Source organism: Pseudomonas sp. BYT-1 (assembly GCF_023611805.1).
Classification (GTDB): Bacteria; Pseudomonadota; Gammaproteobacteria; order Pseudomonadales; family Pseudomonadaceae; genus Aquipseudomonas; species Aquipseudomonas guariconensis.
In genome coordinates this window covers 2,750,142-2,769,253 of record NZ_CP072559.1, presented here as the reverse complement: position 1 = coordinate 2,769,253, position 19,112 = coordinate 2,750,142, and the positions used below count along the sequence as shown (strand labels likewise).

General features: G+C 60.2%; 17 protein-coding genes and 1 pseudogene. 12 read left to right on the top strand and 6 right to left on the bottom strand.

What is annotated here, in order from left to right; all coding sequences use genetic code 11:
• Positions 1 to 171 precede the first annotated feature (171 nt).
• The 3 genes from qhpR (at position 172) to J5X93_RS12645 (ending at position 3,485) form a co-directional block, all read left to right on the top strand.
• A complete protein-coding gene (gene qhpR / locus J5X93_RS12655; RefSeq protein ID WP_090342868.1) occupies positions 172 to 1,218 on the top strand; it encodes an AraC-like transcriptional regulator QhpR in 1,047 nt (348 codons plus the stop codon).
• A gap of 209 nt (positions 1,219 to 1,427) precedes the next feature.
• A complete protein-coding gene (locus J5X93_RS12650; RefSeq protein WP_182819061.1) occupies positions 1,428 to 2,759 on the top strand; it encodes an MFS transporter in 1,332 nt (443 codons plus the stop codon).
• A 72-nt stretch (positions 2,760 to 2,831) separates the two neighbouring features.
• Positions 2,832 to 3,485, top strand: a complete 654-nt coding sequence (locus tag J5X93_RS12645) for an HAD family hydrolase (RefSeq protein ID WP_182943212.1) — start codon at positions 2,832 to 2,834, stop codon at positions 3,483 to 3,485.
• 114 nt (positions 3,486 to 3,599) lie between these two features.
• Here the strand turns inward: J5X93_RS12645 and J5X93_RS12640 are convergent, their stop codons facing one another.
• Entirely contained in the window at positions 3,600 to 3,785 is a 186-nt protein-coding gene (locus J5X93_RS12640) for a hypothetical protein (protein WP_043210525.1), read from the bottom strand.
• On the opposite strand from J5X93_RS12640, the pseudogene J5X93_RS28540 reads away from it, so the two are divergent.
• Both J5X93_RS28540 and J5X93_RS12635 read left to right on the top strand, forming a co-directional pair.
• Positions 3,735 to 3,926: pseudogene (locus J5X93_RS28540) on the top strand (PA3715 family protein); the annotation flags it as partial. The gene J5X93_RS12640 and the pseudogene J5X93_RS28540 sit on opposite strands and share 51 nt — an antisense overlap.
• A 56-nt stretch (positions 3,927 to 3,982) precedes the next feature.
• The gene (locus J5X93_RS12635) at positions 3,983 to 4,192 is read left to right on the top strand and encodes a hypothetical protein (RefSeq protein ID WP_182943214.1); all 210 of its coding nucleotides are present in this window, start codon (positions 3,983 to 3,985) and stop codon (positions 4,190 to 4,192) included.
• Positions 4,193 to 4,431: 239 nt separating this feature from the next.
• On the opposite strand, the gene J5X93_RS12630 is transcribed toward J5X93_RS12635, so the two are convergent.
• Positions 4,432 to 5,349, bottom strand: coding sequence for a LysR family transcriptional regulator (locus tag J5X93_RS12630; protein ID WP_182943216.1), 918 nt, complete (start codon positions 5,347 to 5,349; stop codon positions 4,432 to 4,434).
• Between the two features lie 108 nt (positions 5,350 to 5,457).
• On the opposite strand from J5X93_RS12630, the gene araD1 reads away from it, so the two are divergent.
• Genes araD1 through J5X93_RS12605 form a run of 5 tightly spaced genes read left to right on the top strand, consistent with a single transcriptional unit; the run spans position 5,458 to position 11,536 of the window.
• The gene (gene araD1, locus J5X93_RS12625; RefSeq protein ID WP_090342859.1) at positions 5,458 to 6,456 is read left to right on the top strand and encodes an AraD1 family protein; all 999 of its coding nucleotides are present in this window, start codon (positions 5,458 to 5,460) and stop codon (positions 6,454 to 6,456) included.
• Between the two features lie 56 nt (positions 6,457 to 6,512).
• Positions 6,513 to 7,832: an MFS transporter gene (locus J5X93_RS12620; protein WP_182819059.1), complete on the top strand. Its 1,320-nt coding sequence runs from the start codon at positions 6,513 to 6,515 to the stop codon at positions 7,830 to 7,832.
• Positions 7,833 to 7,859: 27 nt separating this feature from the next.
• Positions 7,860 to 9,413, top strand: coding sequence for a UxaA family hydrolase (locus tag J5X93_RS12615; protein ID WP_090342853.1), 1,554 nt, complete (start codon positions 7,860 to 7,862; stop codon positions 9,411 to 9,413).
• Between the two features lie 30 nt (positions 9,414 to 9,443).
• Positions 9,444 to 11,030, top strand: a complete 1,587-nt coding sequence (locus J5X93_RS12610) for an aldehyde dehydrogenase (NADP(+)) (protein ID WP_182943218.1) — start codon at positions 9,444 to 9,446, stop codon at positions 11,028 to 11,030.
• A 53-nt stretch (positions 11,031 to 11,083) separates the two neighbouring features.
• Positions 11,084 to 11,536: a redoxin domain-containing protein gene (locus tag J5X93_RS12605; protein WP_414628452.1), complete on the top strand. Its 453-nt coding sequence runs from the start codon at positions 11,084 to 11,086 to the stop codon at positions 11,534 to 11,536.
• Between the two features lie 83 nt (positions 11,537 to 11,619).
• Here the strand turns inward: J5X93_RS12605 and J5X93_RS12600 are convergent, their stop codons facing one another.
• The 3 genes from J5X93_RS12600 to J5X93_RS12590 all read right to left on the bottom strand — a co-directional run bounded on the left by J5X93_RS12600 (position 11,620) and on the right by J5X93_RS12590 (position 13,604).
• Entirely contained in the window at positions 11,620 to 12,048 is a 429-nt protein-coding gene (locus tag J5X93_RS12600; protein WP_090342842.1) for a cupin domain-containing protein, read from the bottom strand.
• Positions 12,049 to 12,270: 222 nt separating this feature from the next.
• Positions 12,271 to 13,470: an MFS transporter gene (locus J5X93_RS12595; protein ID WP_182943220.1), complete on the bottom strand. Its 1,200-nt coding sequence runs from the start codon at positions 13,468 to 13,470 to the stop codon at positions 12,271 to 12,273.
• Positions 13,467 to 13,604 (bottom strand): hypothetical protein, encoded by a 138-nt coding sequence (locus J5X93_RS12590; RefSeq protein ID WP_167358057.1) that lies wholly within the window; start codon positions 13,602 to 13,604, stop codon positions 13,467 to 13,469. Before J5X93_RS12590 ends, J5X93_RS12595 begins: the two co-directional genes overlap by 4 nt.
• A gap of 145 nt (positions 13,605 to 13,749) precedes the next feature.
• On the opposite strand from J5X93_RS12590, the gene J5X93_RS12585 reads away from it, so the two are divergent.
• Both J5X93_RS12585 and J5X93_RS12580 read left to right on the top strand, forming a co-directional pair.
• On the top strand, positions 13,750 to 14,841 hold the full coding sequence (locus tag J5X93_RS12585; RefSeq protein WP_182943222.1) for an efflux RND transporter periplasmic adaptor subunit: 1,092 nt from the start codon (positions 13,750 to 13,752) through the stop codon (positions 14,839 to 14,841).
• Position 14,842: 1 nt separating this feature from the next.
• Positions 14,843 to 17,968: an efflux RND transporter permease subunit gene (locus tag J5X93_RS12580; protein WP_182943224.1), complete on the top strand. Its 3,126-nt coding sequence runs from the start codon at positions 14,843 to 14,845 to the stop codon at positions 17,966 to 17,968.
• 114 nt (positions 17,969 to 18,082) lie between these two features.
• Here the strand turns inward: J5X93_RS12580 and J5X93_RS12575 are convergent, their stop codons facing one another.
• Positions 18,083 to 19,105 carry a D-cysteine desulfhydrase family protein gene (locus J5X93_RS12575; protein WP_182943226.1) on the bottom strand — a complete coding sequence of 341 codons (1,023 nt, stop codon included), beginning with the start codon at positions 19,103 to 19,105 and terminating at the stop codon, positions 18,083 to 18,085.
• Between the last annotated feature and the right edge of the window lie 7 nt (positions 19,106 to 19,112).

Sequence of the window (19,112 nt, the reverse complement as noted above, 5' to 3'; positions counted from 1 at the left end):
TCTGGCTTTGCCGGCTTTCTTGCGTGACTGATTGTTACGCGATGTTACCCATTGCCCCAAGCCCAGGGCGGTCTCTGAAAGCTGATTCGACTGCAAGGGGCTGTTTGAGAGGGCGATACAAGGGCACAGCATTTGCATTACCGAATCTACGAATTCGGACTGGAATAGACCATGAGTTCTCCACTGCACTGCTGCACCGTTTCGCCAGTCGCGGGCAACCTCGGCGTCCTGTCGGCTGCTGCCAGTGGGCTGGAGGGGTTCGTGACGGAAGTTGGGGGTGACATCGACCTGGTGCTGGGACGTGCCGGCGTCAATCCTGAAAGCCTGCGCCAACCCACACTCAGCCTGCCGCTCACCAATTACTGCCAGGTGCTCGAGGAGGCAGCCCGCCAATCGCACTGCGACAATTTCGGTTTGCATTACGGTCTGCAGTTTCAGCCTCAAGCCTTGGGACTGCTGGGCTATGTCGGGTTGTTTTCCAGTACGTTGGAGGAGGCCTTGCGCAATTTCGCAGCAGCGTTTCCTTATCATCAGCACGATACCTTGATACGGCTGGCCGACTGCGGCGAGTGCTATCGCTTCGATTATCAGGTTCGGCACAGCGCCATCCTGGAGCGCCGGCAGGATGCCGAATTGACCATGGGCATGGTGCTGAACCTGATGCGCCACGTATTGGGCAAGGACTGGGCGCCATTTGCAGTCAGCTTCGAGCACGCGCGCCCACTAGACGGGCAAGCCCATCAGCGGGCGTTCGGCGCGCCTGTCTATTTCGATCGCAATTGTAATTCGATGCTGGTACCTAAGACCGACCTAAAGGACCAGATCATGCCGGAGCGCGATGCCAATCTGCTGTTTCTGGTCCAGGACGTGCTCCGGCGCTTGGGCGCACGCGATCAACGGCGCAACCTACTGGACGAGGTGGACGCTCAGGTACGCCTTGCCCTGAGCGGCGGAGAGCCGTGCCTGGAAACGATCGCGCAGTCGCTGCAGCTCAGCGGCGCCGGATTGCAGCGCCATCTGCGCGAAGCAGGCGTGAGCTTCAGCCAACTGGTGGAGAAGGTGCGCCGCGAAGTGGCGGTGCATTACCTGCGACAGCCCAAGCGGCCAGTGTCTGACCTGGCAGCGTTGCTTGGGTACTCCGAAACCAGTGCGTTCTCCCGGGCTTTTCGCCGTTGGTTTGGCGTTAGCCCGCGACAATGGCGTAGCCAAAAGCCTTGACGATTTGTCCGCAGGCTCATGCCTTGAATCCAGTCACGCTAAGCCCCGAATTGACTTTGTACGTAGAAACTCACTCGCAGGGTCAATTCTTGGTCTAGTCCAGTTGTTAACATCAAGGTCGCAAGCTCCGGATACCTCCCGGCCGGCGCCTTGATAGAGCAGTGCAGGGTGGCAGGCCTACGTTGCGGTAATCACCAGAGGACAACAACATGTACAAAAGTCCTGAGAACGCCCGCTATTACTGGAAATCCCTTCAACGCTGGCGCGTCCAGATATTCATCATCACGTGGCTGGCCTATGCCGCGTTCTATTTCACCCGCAAGGCATTTTCAGTTGCCAAACTGGGCATTGCCGAAGACCCCACTTTCACGCTCGACAAAGCGGCTATGGCCAACCTCGACGCGCTGTACCTGGCTGCCTACGCCGTCGGCCAGTTCGCATGGGGTGTGTTCGCCGACCGCTACGGTACCCGCGTCGTCGTGCTCGGCGGGCTCGTGGTGTCGGCCCTGGCCGCGCTGGCCATGGGCACCTTCGCGACGTTGCCGATCTTCGCCAGCTGCATGGTGATCCAGGGGCTGGCGCAATCCACCGGCTGGTCAGGGTTGTGCAAGAACATCGGCAGCTTCTTCGCCACACGCGAGCGAGGACGTGTGCTGGGCTACTGGAGCACCTGTTATGCCTTTGGCGGCCTGGTCGCCACGCCGTTCGCCGGGTGGTGGGCCTATCAGATCTCCCATGACTGGCGCATGGCGTTCGTATCTTCGGCCGGTGTCGTTATCGTTGTTGCCGTGCTGTTCTTCCTGCTGCAGCGCAATCGCCCGCAGGATGTGGGGTTGCCTGCGGTCGAGGCGCAGGTCCAGCCGACCGGTCGAGACGACGTCCCCCGGGAGAACTACTGGACTGTGCTGCGCAAAGTGCTCGCCAATCGTACGGTCCTGGTACTGGGGATGGCGTACTTCCTGCTCAAGCCTGCTCGTTATGCAATCCTGATGTGGGGGCCGGTGATCGTCTACGAGCGCATGCCAAGCATCGGCAAAGTGGCTTCGGCCATCGTACCGTCCGCATTCGAAGTCGCCGGGTTGGTCGGGCCAATCCTGATCGGCATCGTCTCTGACAAGTTGTTCGGCGCTCGGCGCATGCCGGCTTGCGTCCTCAGCCTGATGGCGCTGACCTTGTGGCTAATACTGTTCGTGCCGACGATGCAAAGCGGCAACATCTATCTGGTCGTCGGCTTGCTGTTCATGATGGGTGTGACCCTGTACGGCCCTGACTCGATGATCAGCGGCGCCGCAGCCATCGATTTTGGCACTAGCGAGTCCGCGGGTACCGCCACAGGCTTCGTCAACGGGTGTGGCTCGGTTGGCGCCATCCTTGGCGGGCTGCTGCCTGGCTATTTCGACACCATTACCGTGTTCTTCGTCTTCACGGGCGCGGCGCTGCTTGCAAGCTTGCTGCTGGTCCCGTTCTGGAACAGTCGCCCGGCAAACCAGGCGGCCGACGCCCAACCCCTGGCAGCGCCTGCCACCGTCGCGTCTCGCTGATGCCGCTGACATTTCACCGGGCGAAGGCTGGAAGGGCCTTCGCACCACGAACCTGTATCTTGGAGGTGGCCAATGGCCCTCGCACTTTTTGACCTGGACGACACCCTTATCGATGGCGACTGCGCCAGTTTGTGGAGCAGCCATATGGCAGCGCTCGGCTGGGTTGACGGGCCCAGCTTCATCGAACGCGATCGCGAACTCATGGCGCTCTATGCGCAGGGCAAGTTGGCGATGGAAGCGTATATGACGTTCAGCCTGTCCCCGCTGGTCGGCCGAACGATAAAGGAGGTGGCCGAAGCGGTGGACCCCTTCGTGGAGGACATCATCACCCCGCGTATCCACGACGACGCCATGGCGTGCCTGGCGAGACATCGAGAGGAGGGTGACCGGGTGTTGATCATTTCAGCATCGGCACACTTCTTGGTGAGTCGTATTGCCAAGCAATTGGGGGTCGGAGAAGTCCTGGCGATTGATCTTGAACAGCAGCAGGGCAGTTATACCGGCAATACCTGCGGGATCTTGACCTATCGAGAAGGCAAAGTGGCGCGGCTGCACAGCTGGCTGCAGGAGCATGGCGAAGGGCTAGAAGGGGCTTATTTTTATTCGGATTCTCGCAATGACCTGCCGTTGCTTTCGCTGGTCGCCAAACCGCATACCGTCAATCCGGATCCAGTGCTGCGAGCGCACGCTGACGCGACGGGATGGCCGGTTTTGCGGTGGCGGTAGTGCAAAGTATGACGGGTGAATTATATAACTCAACAAAATGACTATTTAGTGTAGTTATATCCTGTAGTTATATATGGGGAAGGGTGTCCCGAACTCATTAATGCTGCGCCTCATTCAATTAGCATGGCCGACTTTCAAAAACGATTTTGCCGCCTGCAAGACCAATCCTGCAGACGCTAGCCAGGTCTTGGCTGCCTTGCCCGTGAGGGTAACGTCGATGAGTACGGGCAAGGCGATTACGTCCTCGATGTGCTGGTGGCCGATGCTGTGAGCGGCAAAGTCATTGCCCGCAGTTGCCATGAGGCTGCGATTGTCTCTGACGCGCTGAAGTTTTCTGGAGTGACTTTGGATACCGCGCGATATCAGTTGGCTCCAGGGCTGCGAGCATTTGGCGTGCGTATCAGGTACACAGGCTCGTTACGGGGCAATCCGTTCAGCAGCGAAACCCTGAGTCTGTACGTGAGCGACGGTTCGCAGTTGCGCGAGATTCTGGCGAAATGGTTGTCAGCGAGAGCCAAGGCGATTGGGATGGTTTCTGTACCGGGCATTTCGGCGAGAAAAAGCGAACCCTGGCAGAGGATGATTGTGATGATATCGAAGGCAAGTCGACGACGAACACATTCAACCCGATGAACTGGACTGACCGTCAGGGCTATTGTGGAGATTTGGATCTGGTCTCCATTGATGCTCGCCAGCCAATACGATAGTGCGCATAATGTGTATTATGTTAAATTGTATTTATTCCAGATGGATGCTGCCTCCAATTCATCCCAGCTCTCAGGCAATCGTGAATTTTGCGATAGCCATATATGCCTGCGTTTTCTAATCTTCGGCAGATTGAGACTCCACCGGCCATGCAAGCTTTTGCGGGCTGCTGGTATTTACTCTTTCTGCCCTACCCTGATTCTTTTTTAAGTTGCGTGTGGCAGCGTGTAAGCAAAGAAGCTCAGTCCATCAAGATATCTATGAGCACATGGGTAGGACTGCTCAGTTCCACGTCGCGTCGTGTGACTACTTCGTAAGGTTCACTTCGCGACATCAGTTGCAATGGCAGCCGTACCAACATGCCATGCTCCACGGCCACTTTCGCCACATCCCACGGCATGACGGCGAGCAGTCCGGCATCCTGCTGCAGCATCGACAATGTGGTGAAGGTCGATGAGGTTTCGATGGGATACTGCGGAAAGCTCAACCCGGCCTCACGAAACTCACGCTCGAGCGTAAGGCGCAGGGGCATGTTCACCGGAAACACCACCCAGCGCGAGTCAGTCAGCTGGGACAAGTTCAGGGACTGGCTGCCAGCCAAGGGGTGTGCCGGGTTGGCCACCAACACGAGTTGTTCCTGGTGCTTGACCCGGCTTTCGTAAGCTGCCGGACGATGGCTGACGCTGGTTCGACAAATCACCACGTCCAGTCGTCCCTGATCGAGCAAGCTGAGCAAGCGGTCGCTGGTGTCCTCTACCACCGTGACCGACAGATCCGGCTGGGCCTCGCGCAAGCGCGCTAAACCCTCCACCATCATCGGCACCGCCCCCATGATAGTACCCACCGAGAGACGCCCCCCGTGCCCCTGGAGGATCCCCAACATCTCTTCGCGCAGGTGGGCGAGATCTGTGTTGATCAAACGTGCGTAGCGCACCACGCAACGACCCAAGTCATTGGCCTCCAACCCTTTGTTGGTCCGCTCGAACAGCACTGCACCCAGGGTCGACTCGATCTCGTTCAGGGCCTTGGTGGCCCCAGGCTGGGTTATGGACATTGCCTCGGCTGCTTTGTGGATCGAGCCAAGTTCATCGAGGCTGATCAGGAGGCGCAACTGACGAAGGCGCAGTCGCGAAGCCATGGAAGTCAAAGATGGGAGCATAGGGGATCACTAAAAGTTATCGCGGTGTCAGCAGCTCTCATTAGGCAGCATCGACAGGGAGAAATAAAGTGGCCAGCAATTGATCCCACAAGAACAACAGGAGTCAGCATGCGTCTGATCCAATTTGAAACTGGCCATGCCCAGCGCCGTGTCGGGGTGGTCGAAGGCGACGTAATTCAGGTCGTACGCAATACCACACACATGCGCGAACTGGCCCTGGCGGCCATCCGCAACCGGCGCAGCCTGGGCGACGAAGTTATTGCGCGAGGCCTTGAGCACAGCGATGAGTGCTACGCCCAGATGCTGGCGGAGTGTCGCGTACTGCCACCGCTGGACCACGAAGATCCCGCCCATTGCCTGGTCAGCGGAACAGGCCTGACCCACCTGGGCAGCGCCTCGACGCGTGACAAGATGCATCAGCAGAAAATCGACGATGCCGCTGCTCTGACCGACACGGCGCGCATTTTCCAGTGGGGCATCGAAGGGGGGCGCCCTACCCCTGGGACTGCTGGCGTGCAGCCGGAATGGTTTTACAAGGGCGACGGTTCGATAGTGGTCCGTCCAGGCCAAGCGTTCCAGAGCCCGGCCTTTGCCGAGGATGCAGGTGAGGAGCCGGAGCTCGCCGGGCTTTATATCATCGGCGACGATGGCCGCCCCTATCGACTGGGCTTCGCCATCGGCAACGAGTTTTCCGATCATGTGATGGAGCGGCGCAACTACCTGTACCTGGCTCACTCCAAACTGCGCAACTGCTCGTTCGGCCCGGAACTGCGGATAGGCGAGTTGCCGCGCCACCTGGATGGTGTCAGCCGAATCCTTCGGGGCAACAGCGTGATCTGGGAAAAGGCGTTCCTCAGTGGCGAGGACAACATGTGTCACTCCCTGGAAAACCTGGAGTACCACCACTTCAAGTATGCGCAGTTCCTGCGCCCTGGCGATGTGCACATTCACTTCTTCGGCACCGCGACCTTGTCGTTCGCCGACCACGTCAGGACAGCTGTCGGTGACGTATTCGAAATCAGCCTGCCGGAATTCGGTGCCCCGCTGCGCAACGGCATTGCCCTGTCGCCAGCGACCTTCGCACCTGGACAGGTGACGGCGCTCTGATTCAGCGGCGCTTAGCTGCGCCGGCATTTCATAAGAACCATAAGAGAGAGATGAGCATGAAGAATAGCCCTTACACGGCGTCACCCTCGTCGTCCCTGGCGAGCGCCGACACTGCCCGCCCGACCAACGTACGCTGGCGGATCTTCCTGATTCTCCTGTTGCTCGCTGCCATCAACTACATCGACCGCGCCTCGCTGTCGGTAGCGTTGCCGTTGATTTCGGCCGAATTCGAACTTACCCCGGCGCTGGAGGGCCTGATACTCAGCGCTTTCTTCTGGTCCTACGCTCTGATGCAGATTCCCAGCGGCATGCTGCTGGACCGCTTCCAGGTGCGCAACATCATCGGCGTGGCCACGGTCGGCTGGGGGGCCTTCCAGGCGCTAGGCGGCTTTGCCCACCACTGGATCACCCTGCTGATCACCCGTGTCGGCCTGGGCGTTGCCGAGTCGCCGATCATGCCGGCAGGCGCCAAGCTCAATGGTGCTTGGTTGACCCCGAACGAACGCGGCCGTGGTGCGACCTTGGTTGATGGCGGCGCACCGTTGGGCACCGCGCTGGGGGCGATCATCATCGCAGGCCTGATCACCTGGTTCGACTCGTGGCGCATCGCATTCATCATCGCGGGTGTCGGCACCATCGTCGTGGGTGTCTGGGCCTGGTGGTACATCCGCAACCATCCAAGCGAACACCCGCAGGTCAACACCGCCGAGTTGTCTTACATCACCCAGGCCAATGAAGCTGCAAGCAAGCACAACGGCAACCGCAAGGCCGTGCTCAAGGAACTGCTCAAGAGCCGGTCGGTGCTGTGCATGTTTGCCGGCTATGCCTGCTACAACAGCGTGTTCTACGGTTTGCTGACCTGGATGCCGAGCTACCTGCACAAGGCTCACAACCTCGACATCAAGGCCATGGGCGGCGCGACTTTCCTGATTTTCATGTGCGGCTTCGTCGGCGAGTTGGTCGGCGGCTGGATCGCCGACAAATGGAAAACCAACGGTGGCCAGCCGAACACCGTGATGCGCAGCATGTTCGCAGGTTCTGCTGCCGTGGCTGCCTTGTGCATCCTGCTGGTCGCCTATACCCCGGATGCCGTGAAGGTCATCGCCCTGCTCTGCGTCGCGCTGTTCTTCATTCGCTGGTGCGGCATGTACTGGTGCCTGCCGGCGATCCTTGGCGGCAAGTCCAAGGCGGGCGTGCTGGGCGGCAGCATGAACTTCTGCGGCAACATGGTCGGTGTTCTGGTGCCGATCCTGATCGGCCTGATCGTGCAGTTCACCGGTTCTTACTTCCTGGCCCTGATCTTCTTCGTGGTCATGGCGTTCGGCCTGATGCTGTTCTCGGGGCTGATCGACTATCGCGAACGCGGCCTGGCCTGAGTGCCGCGTCCCCTTGAGGTAAATGTCATGCAATTGATTACAAAGACGGGCAGTGAAAGTGCTGCCAATGCCGTGATTCGACTCAACCCGCTGGACGACGTGCTGATCGCCCGCCAGGCGCTGCCCAAAGACTTGCAACTGGAAGAAGGCGTGCGGGTGCGCGAACCGATCCCCGCCGGCCACAAGGTGGCCGCTCGCGATCTCGAAGCCGGCCAGCCCCTGCGCCGTTACGGGCAGATCATCGGCTTCGCCAGCCAGGCCATCGAAGCTGGAGAACATGTGCATGTGCACAACCTGGCGATGGGCGACTTCGCCCGTGACTATGCCTTCGGTATCGATGCTCGGGGCGTGCAAGCCCCCGTAGAAGACACTTTCATGGGAATCGTGCGCCCGGATGGCCGGGTTGCTACGCGCAATTACATCGGCATCCTGACCTCGGTTAACTGCTCGGCCACGGTAGCCCGAGCGATCGCTGATCATTTCCGCCGTGACATCCATCCCGAAGCTCTGGCGCCCTACCCCAATGTCGATGGCGTGGTCGCCCTGACCCATGGTGTCGGCTGTGCCGTCGACCCCGGTGGTGAAGCGTTGGCGATGCTGCGTCGGACCCTGGGCGGATACGCCGTACATGCCAACTTCTCTGCAGTGCTGCTGATCGGTCTTGGCTGCGAGACCAACCAGATTCCTGACTTGCTCGCTGCCCAAGGCCTCAAGAGTTGCAATGCGCTGCGCACCTTCACCATCCAGGGTACCGGAGGCACATCCAAGACCATCGCCAGCGGTATCGCCCAGGTGAAGTCGCTGCTCGAGGAAGCCAACCGCGTCGAGCGTCAACCTGTCAGCGTTCGCCATCTCACTGTAGGGCTGCAATGCGGTGGCTCGGATGGCTATTCGGGCATCACCGCCAACCCGGCACTGGGCAATGCCGTGGATCGCCTGGTGGCCGCTGGCGGCACTGCGATCCTCTCGGAAACTCCGGAAATCTATGGCGCCGAGCATTTGCTAACGCGCCGCGCGGTGAGCCAGCAGGTCGGCGAAAAACTGATCGCCCGCATCCGGTGGTGGGAAGCCTATTGCCAGCGCATGGGCGCCGAGTTGAACAACAACCCTTCGGCCGGCAACAAGGCCGGCGGCCTGACCACCATCTTGGAAAAGTCCCTCGGTGCTGTGGCCAAGGCCGGTTCCAGTGACCTGGTGGATGTCTATGAATATGCCGAGCCGGTACGCGCCCATGGCCTGGTGTTCATGGACACCCCCGGCTACGACCCGATCTCCGCCACCGGCCAGGTCGCAGGTGGTGCCAACCTGATCGCCTTCACCACCGGACGCGGCTCGGCCTACGGCTGCGCGCCCTCCCCCTCGATCAAGTTGGCCACCAACACGCGTCTGTGGGAAACCCAGGAAGAAGACATGGATGTGAACTGCGGCGGCATCGCTGACGGCAGCATGACCATCGAGGAGCGTGGCGAACACATCTATCGACTGATGCTGCGCATTGCCTCAGGCGAGCGCAGCAAAAGCGAGCAGCACGGCTATGGCCAGAACGAGTTCGTGCCGTGGCAGATCGGCGCTATCACCTGATTTCCTTGTTTACGCTTACAGGAGCCTTTCATGACCCGGATCCTCGGTCACAACTACATCGGCGGCCAACGCTCGGCCCAAGGCAACATCCAGCTCGAGAGCCTGGACGCCACTACTGGCGAACCCTTGCCAGGCCTGTTCAGCCAGGCCACCGAAATGGAGGTGGACGCCGCTGCAAAGGCCGCTGCGGCCGCCTTCCCGGCCTATCGCAGCCTGCCCGCTTGGAAACGTGCGGACTTCCTGGAGACCATTGCCGATGAACTCGACGCCCTGGGGGAAGACTTCATCGCCACGGTGTGCCGCGAAACAGCGCTGCCCAACGGTCGCATCTTGGGTGAGCGTGGTCGTACCAGCATGCAAATGCGCCTGTTCGCCAAGGTCTTGCTCCGTGGCGACTTTTATGGCGCCCGCATCGACCGTGCGCTACCCCAACGCCAGCCTGCAGCTCGCCCGGACCTGCGCCAATACCGCATCGGCATTGGCCCGGTCGCGGTGTTCGGCGCCAGCAACTTCCCATTGGCGTTCTCCACCGCCGGCGGCGACACTGCCTCGGCGCTGGCCGCTGGTTGTCCGGTGGTGTTCAAGGCCCACAGCGGCCACATGGCCACCGCCGAGTGGGTGGCCGATGCCATTCTGCGTGCTGCTGAGCGCACCTCGATGCCAGCGGGCGTGTTCAATATGGTCTATGGAGGCGGCGTCGGTGAATGGCTGGTGAAACATCCGGCGATTCAGGCGGTCGGCTTCACTGGCTCGCTCAAGGGCGGCAACGCCTTGTGCCGGATGGCCGCCGAGCGGCCGCAGCCAATCCCGGTTTTCGCCGAAATGTCCAGCATCAACCCGGTGATCGTTCTGCCCGAGGCGTTGCGCGTACGCGGCGAGGCGATCGCACGCGAGCTGAGCGCCTCGGTCACTCTGGGATGTGGGCAGTTTTGCACCAATCCAGGCCTGATCCTCGGCCTGCGCTCCCCTGCATTCAGCGCTTTCGTCGAGCAGCTCAAAGCCCAGATGGCCGACCAACCAGCGCAGACCATGCTCAATGTCGGTACCCTGGCCAGCTACCGTCAAGGCTTGGAGCACCTACACGCCCACCCAGGCATCCAGCACTTGGCCGGCGCGTCGCAAGGGATGCAACAAGCCTCGCCACAGCTGTTCACAGCTGACGTCAGCCTGCTGCTTGAAGGTGATGAGCTGTTGCAGGAGGAGGTTTTCGGCCCCGCGACCTTGCTGATCGAAATCGAAGACCAGGCTCAGCTGGCCGATGCTATCAAGGCCCTGCGTGGCCAACTGACCGCGACCCTCCTCGGCGAACCGTCCGAGCTGCTGGCCTATGGCTGGTTGAGCGATCTGTTGCAGGAAAAAGTCGGCCGACTGCTGCTCAATGGCTATCCAACCGGTGTGGAAGTCTGCGACGCCATGGTACACGGCGGCCCCTACCCCGCCACTTCTGATGCCCGCGGTACCTCTGTAGGGTCCTTGGCCATCGATCGCTTCCTGCGGCCAGTGTGCTTCCAAAACTACCCCGATGACCTCCTGCCCCCTGCGCTGCAAAATGCCAACCCATTGGGCCTTTTGCGACTGATCGATGGGGAATATAGTCGGGAAGCGGTGGCAGTTTAGCCTGCGCTTTCAGGAGCCATCATGAAAAAACCCCGCCAGTTGGCGGGGTTTCGATCCGACGGCGCGATTATGCAGCGCGCGTCCCACGTTGGATCACCCACTGGATCAACAGCGAGCCCCTGACCCTGGAACAGCTGCGCGGACAGGTCGTTCTCGTCGAGTTCTGGACCTATGACTGCGTCAACTGCCAGCGCGCCCTGCCCCATGTGCAGCAATGGCACGAACGCTATCGCGATCAGGGGCTGGTCGTCATTGGTGTGCACACGCCCGAGTATGCACATGAACAGGTAACGGCCAATCTCGATGAGGCGGTAGGCCGACTCGGCATCACCTATCCGGTCGCCCAGGACAATGACTACAGAACTTGGAACGCCTTCGGCAATCGCTACCGGCCGGCCCTCTACCTGATCGACCAGGGCGGTCGGATCGTCTACCAGCACTTCGGCGAAGGTGCCTATGCCGAAACCGAAACCAAGATTCAGCAACTGCTTCAGGTCACACACTGAGAGAGGAATAGAAACCGGGCGACGGGATATACCATCCCGTCGCCCTGTGGCGGTCTCATGTCATGCCCTTCGCGGGGCAGGGATCACTGCTCCAGCACGAGCAGCGGTTTGCCTTTCTTGACGATGTAAGTCGCCAGCTCAGAGGCCTTGCCCCCACCGACATTGGTGGCGATATGCGGCGTGCCGGCTGGGATGTAGAGGGACTCGCCGGCCTTGAGAATCACCGGCGCCCGCCCCTTGAGCCGATACTCGAAGGTGCCCTCGATCACGTAAGCGACCTCCACTCCCGGATGTGAATGATTCGGCGATGCCACTCCCGGGTCGAAATCGACCCGCGCCTGAATCACTTCGTGAACCGAGTCGCCAAGATCATCGCGAGTCAGATCCGTGCGCTGGATACCTTGTTTCCAGTTGGCGCTCCTAGCGCTTTCGGTCTGGTGCTGGTCGGCCTGGGCAAGCGCGGCAAATGCAGTGAACGTCACGACGGCGGCGAGCACATGGGGATAACGCATGGTCGTCTCCTTTCAGAGCAGTCAAAGGGAGGCGCTACTCTAACCAGTCGCCGTAGCGTCGATATTTCGAAAGGGTGCAGATTTGTATGCCTGAGTGTGCGCAAGGACTTGAGATACATAAGGGTACAGTCGGCAAGTTGACCTTCTACCCGCGCACTGACTACAGCGGCCTTCGCGCTCTTTAACTGTATTCACTGAGTAGCCCTTCGACTTCGACAAGGTCTAAATCGCTGATGTCAAATCCGCGCTACGCGGCTTGCGGGTCATCAGATGGAACAAGCAAAAGGCGCTTATAGCGAATGCACCCTGCAGGCCTAACATCGGCGACGCAGTGCCATCTTGCAGCGCGCTCAGCAGTAAGCCACTGCAGGTAGCACCGAGCATCTGAGAAAAGCCCATGAGACCAGCCGCAAGCCCAGCACGATGAGCATTGGGCATGACAACGCCAGCAACCGACGCAGGGATCAGCATGCCCCCCCCCAGGGTCACCAGTACCTGCGGCAGGGAGACGCCCAGCACCGACAGACCTAATACAGAGTGCACCAGAATAGAGAGTGCGGCGCCGGCAGCAACCAGACTGATGCCAAACCCCACAATGCGCTGCGGCCCCAATTGCATGATCTTGCGCTGGGTGAACAGGGCACCGGCGATCAGGCCCGAAATGGTTATCCCAAACACCATTCCGTACTGCGCCGAGCTCAGTCCCAGCAAATGAATGTAGACCGCGGATGAGCCTGCTATCACAGCGAACATCGCTCCGTAGGTGCCCGCAAGGGTCAAGGCCAGGGCACGACTGGAACGCTGTTTTAGCAGGGAGAAGTAGTCACGTGCCAAGGTCGCAGGATGCCCCGCTGTAGGATCAAGGCTGAGATTGGACTCACGGTAAAACGCTATAACCAAAAGCAACGCAGTGCTACCTATAGTCATCGACGCCAGAACGGGGGCGTGCCAGCCCCCCCATTGGGTCAGCAGACCACCGACCATCGGAGCCAGGGCAATTGCGCTGAGCATACCAATGACCGTCAACGCCAAGGCCGGCGCGGCCTGAGCCTTCCAAGCATCGCGGACGATAGCTCGGGCCAGGACCAAAGCGGCGCAGGCTCCAAGACCTTGGGCCACACGTGCGACGATGAAGCCGATCATGCTGTCGGCCAGAAGCATCAAACCAGTGGCGGCCAAGTAGAGCGTGAGGCCGCCGATCAGAACCGGTCGCCGGCCAATCCGGTCGGATAGAGGTCCGAGCAGCAACTGTCCCAGACCAAATGCAGCGACAAAACCGGACAATGCCGCAACGCTGGCTCCAGGCATCGCACCGAGGCCCTGTTCAATCCTGCTCAAGGCAGGGATCAACAACTGTGTGGAGATTTCCCCCAGCGCAGTTAGCACCATCAGGATTGCAAGCAGCAGGCGGGACGGGTTCATGGCTTGGTTCCTTCTGCGGCTTTCAATTCCAGGATAATCAGCTGCCATTCCATGGCATTCCTGCCGTCGTTGCTAAGGGCGAGCGTCAAAACGCTTTTCGCATCGCACTGCACCGCTTGTCGTTCATTACTCATCGAGCACACCTCAATTGGTCGTACCGTACCCGGTGGGTCGGAAAATATGATGACCATAATATATACACGAAATTTTATTATGCCTATCATATTTTGGACGCGTGGTGCTCAGCCCCACGACCGCCCTACACCCAAGGATCGCACTATGAAACACCTTGCCCTACTTGCCCTGGTTTCTGTATCTGGGCTGGCTTTAAACGGTTGCGACAGCCAAGCCGACACCTTGGCCTTCGCCGCCCAACCACGGGCAGTGATCGCAACGCATGTGCAACCGGCTTCCCAGCAAGACTCGCTCTACACCGGTGTGGTGGCCGCTCGCACGATCAGCGACCTTGGCTTTCGGGTTAGTGGTAAGGTCATCGCCCGCAAGGTGGACCCGGGCACTCGTGTCAAGCGAGGTGACGTGCTACTGGAGCTGGATAACACCGACTTCGAGCTGGCCCTGCGTACAGCACGTAACCGAGTTACCGCCACCGCAGCCGAGTTGCGCCAGGCTCTTGATGATGAAGCACGCTACCGTCGCCTGATTAGAACCGGAGCGGTCTCTGCGCAGACCTATGACCAGGCCCATACTCGTCTTCGGGTGGCCGAAGCCGAGCACGCCGCCGCCACCTCGGAAGCGGCCCAGGTTGAAAATCGTAGAACCTATTCCACCCTGAAGGCCGACGGAGACGGGGTGATCACCGATGTACGGGTGGACCGGGGTCAGGTTGTCGCCGAAGGCCAGATCGTCGCAAGCCTGGCCCACGACGGTGCCCGCGAGGCGGTGATAGATATTCCGGAGACCCAGCGAGCGCTAGCCGATCATCCGGCCCGGGCCTATCCCTACGGCGCCTCCGGCGTCGCCATATCTGCCTCCCTGCGAGAGCTTTCCGCCGCAGCGGATACCATCACGCGGACTTTCCGTGTCCGGTACACCCTAGGGGATGAATCTACAACCCTGGCTATCGGATCTACCATCACCTTGCGCCTCGATAGCACGAGCGAGCAGCAGTTGATGCGTGTCCCACTAGGTGCCCTGCATGACAGGGGCCAAGGCACTGGCGTCTGGGTCATTGGTAACGACGACAAGATCGATCTGCGCTCCATCAAGGTGGTGCGACTGGAACAAGAAGAAGCGGTACTGCAGGGCGGCGTGCAGCCGGGTGAACGCATAGTCGCCCTCGGTGCAAATCTGCTCAGCCCCGGCGACAGCGTGCGTCAACTGCCAGGGCCCTCCCTGGCCCTGGAGCACTGAAATGAGCCGCTTCAACCTCTCCGCTTTCGCGGTGCGCAACCAGGCAGTCACCCTATTCCTGATCCTCGCCACCCTGGTTGCCGGGGCCATAGCCTTTGGCAAGCTGGGGCGCGCCGAAGACCCATCCTTCACGGTCAAGACCATGACCATCACTGCTGCCTGGCCGGGCGCCACCGCGCGAGAAATGCAGGAGCAGGTTGCCGACCGCCTGGAAAAGCGCCTGCAGGAGCTGGACTTCTATGATCGGGTGGAAACCATCGCCCAGCCCGGCTTCGTCTCCATGAAACTGCAGTATCAGGACTCTACCCGCCCGGGCGACATCCAGGCACTGTTCTACCAGACCCGCAAGAAGCTCTCCGACGAGGCCAAGCGCCTGCCCCGTGGCGTCATCGGTCCGTTCTTCAATGACGAATATTCCGACGTCTATTTCGCCCTCTACGCCCTGGAAGCCGGGCGAATGCCGCACCGCCAACTGGTGCAGATGGCCGAGGATCTGCGCCAAGGCATGCTGCGCCTGCCCGGTGTAAAGAAGGTCAACATTCTCGGCGAACAGGCCCAACGCATTTTCGTCGAATTCTCCTACGAGCGTCTGGCCACCCTGGGCCTTAAGCCGGAGCAGATCTTTGAAGCCCTGGGCAAGCAGAACGGTGTGGCCCCAGCCGGCTTCGTCGAGACCAGCGGGCCGCGCGCCTACATCCGTCTGGACGGTGCTTTCGACAGCCTGAAGCTGATCGAGAATGTGCCGATCAATGCGGGCGGCAAATTGCTGCGCATCGCTGACGTCGCAACGGTTAAGCGTGGTTACGAAGACCCACCGACCTACCGCATTCGCCACCAGGGTAAGCCCGCTCTGATGCTAGGCGTGATCATGGAGCCGCACTTCAACGGCCTGGAGCTGGACAAGTCGCTGCAAGCCGAAGAAGACCGCATCCATGCCGAACTGCCGCTGGGTGTGATGTTTGACAAGGTTTCCGACCAGGCCGAGAAAATTCGCATCGCAGTGAACGAGTTCATGCTCAAGTTCTTCGTTGCCCTCGGCGTGGTCATGCTGATCAGCCTACTGGCTCTGGGCTTTCGCGTGGGCCTGGTGGTGGCCGCCGCCGTGCCGCTGACCTTGGCCATCGTCTTCGTCATCATGCTGATGACTGGGCGCGAGTTCGACCGCATCACCCTTGGCGCGCTGATTCTATCCCTCGGCCTGCTGGTTGACGACGCGATCATCGCCATCGAAATGATGGTGGTGAAATTAGAAGAAGGCTTCGACCGCATCCAGGCCGCCACCTTTGCCTGGACCTCCACCGCAGCCCCCATGCTTACCGGCACCCTGGTAACCGTAATCGGCTTCCTGCCGGTGGGCTTTGCCAAATCCGGAGCCGGGGAGTATGCCGGCAACATCTTCTGGATCGTCGGCTTCGCTCTGCTCGCCTCCTGGCTAGTGGCGGTATTTTTCACGCCCTACCTTGGAGTGAAGATGCTACCGAAGATCCAGCCAGTCGCAGGCGGTCATGACGCGATCTACGCCACAGTTCTTTATCAGCGCCTGCGCGCCCTGATTACCTGGTGCGTGAACCACCCCAAGACTGTTACCGCATTGGTGGTAGCGGCCTTCCTCGTCAGCGGCCTGGGCATGGGTGCAGTGAAAAAGCAGTTCTTCCCCAACTCCGACCGTTCCGAGCTGCTGGTGGAGGTGTACATGCCGCCAGGCAGCGCGTTCGTGGCTACCGAAAGCGTGGTCGCCCAGGTGGAAAACGCACTGCTGGAAGAGCCCCAGACGAAACTGGTAGATGCTTACGTGGGCGGCGGCGCGCCGCGCTTCTTCCTTTCTTTAAATCCCGAGCTGCCGGACCCGGCCTTCGCCAAGATCATCGTGCAGACGGCGGACTCCAAGTCCCGCGACGCCCTGCGCGAACGCATGCAGGCACGCATCGCCGCTGGCGAGTTTCCTTCCGCGCGGGTGCGAGTCACTCAACTGGTGTTCGGCCCGCCGGTGCCTTTCCCAGTGGTATTCCGCGTATCCGGCCAGAATCTGGAACAGCTTCGGCACATCACCGAAGAGGTACGCCGAGTGGTAGCCTCCAACCCCATGACCCGCGATACCTTCATCGACTGGGGCGAGCGAGTCAGCGCCTATCGCCTGGTACTGGACCAGGATCGCCTGCGTCTGCTGGGCTTCACTCCCGATGAGGTAAAGAGCCAGCTCAATGCCCTGCTCACCGGCAACCCAGTGACCGAAGTGCGCGAAGGCACCCGCACCGTGACGGTGATGGTGCGAGCACAGAATGTCCAGCGGGAGAATCTCGGCGGTATCGAGGGCCTGACCATCACCAACGCCGCCGGCGTTTCGATTCCGCTGGAGCAGGTGGGGCGCTTCCAGCCGGTGATGGAGGAACCGATCCTTAAACGCCGCGACCGCGACCTGACCTTCGAGGTACGAGCCGACATCCTCAAAGGCACGCGGCCGCCGGACGTAGGAAAGGCCGTGTACGCTGATCTGCAGCCGATGATCGCCCAACTGCCGGCTGGCTATCGGGTGACTATCGGCGGTCCGGTGGAAGAAAGCGCCAAGGCCAACAAGGCTCTGGCAGTCCTGTTCCCGGTGATGATCATGCTGACGCTGGTCGTGATCATGTTCCAGGTGCGCTCCTTCGCCCTGATGTTCATGGTGTTCGCCACCGCACCGCTGGGCTTGATCGGGGCGGTTCCTGTGCTCCTTCTGTTCGATCAGCCCTTCGGTTTCAATGCCATCCTGGCGCTGATCGGCATCGGCGGCATCCTGATGCGCAACACCCTGATCTTCACCGACCAGATCGAGCAGGAGCAGGCCCACGGCCGCCCCCTGCACGAGGCGATCATCGAAGCCACGGTGCGCCGCGCCCGGCCGGTGCTGCTCACTGCACTGGCCGCCGCGCTGGCCTTCATCCCACTGACCTTCTCGGTGTTCTGGTCGTCCCTGGCGTTTGTACTGATCGGTGGAATTCAGGTGGGCACGGTGCTGACGCTGCTTTATCTACCGGCACTCTGCGCTCTGGTGTTGCGTGCCAATCGCGGGGCCAACGCCAGCAACGAGCCTGAGTGGGAAAAGCTGAGCGTGCAACAGGCGCCTCTGGATACACACCAAGGTGTGTGAGCGCCGGCGAGATCCTGCACGTCGACGGTAGTCAGAGCGCAGGCCATTGATTGACAGAATGCTCATCACCGGCACATTCCGGTGATGAGCAGATTCCCTGTGGAGTCTGGTTTTTTAGAAGTCGAATGCGCTGCGATAGGCATAAACACCTGGTCCGCCGCCTGTGAACAGGAACAGTAGGTTAGCCCCCTCGATGAAATCTCCCGCCGCTATGTCATGAAGCATGCCGGCAAAGGCTTTTGCAGAGTAAACCGGATCAAGCAAGATACCTTCGGCCTGAGCCAGGGATGCAATTGCCTCAAGAGCCTCAGCCGTCGGAATCCCATAGCCTTCTCCCCGGTGATTCCCATCTACATCGATTTGATTGGGCGCGATCTCTGAGGACCCGACAAATGCCAGCGCGTCGTTAGCGAGCTTCAAGGTTTGCTGCACCGCCTGTTCTTGGTCTCCCAACACTGTATAGGATCGAATGATCGTCGGGGAGCGTCCACGCGTGACGAAACCTGCGGCTAGACCCGCATGAGTTCCCGAGCTGCCGTTAGGCAGAAGAACCTTCTCGAAGCGGATGTCGTTATCCCGTTCATACTGCATTATCTCGTCACTGCATTTGGCGTAACCCAGCGCGCCAAGAGGTGACGATCCCCCCATAGGGATCAGGTAGGGTTTCTTGCCCTCTTCTTTGAGCAGCTGGATTCTTTTATCTGCGAATTCGGCTGCCTTCTCCCCTAGCGGAAGTACATGGAGCTTGGCGCCATAGATCTGATCAAGCAGCACGTTGCCGTTGCTTTCGTATTCTGCATCATGCCGCGGCACCACCCTGCCGAGGACCAGTTCGCAGTCCAAGCCGAATCGCGCAGCAGCAGCGGCAGTAAGTCGTGCGTGGTTGGATTGGAGTCCGCCAGTCGTGACGATTGTGTCGCATCCTTGTGCAATCGCCTCACCTAACAGGAACTCAAGCTTGCGAAGCTTGTTGCCACCCCCGGCGAATGCCATGTGATCGTCACGTTTGATGTAAAGATTGACTCGCTTGATACCCAGTCGCAGTTCAAGCTTTTGTAGCCGCTGAATCGGAGTGGCCGCCTCGATGAGCGCCACTTTCTCGAAAGCGTCCAGTACATCCTTTTGAGCATCCCTCATTGATATG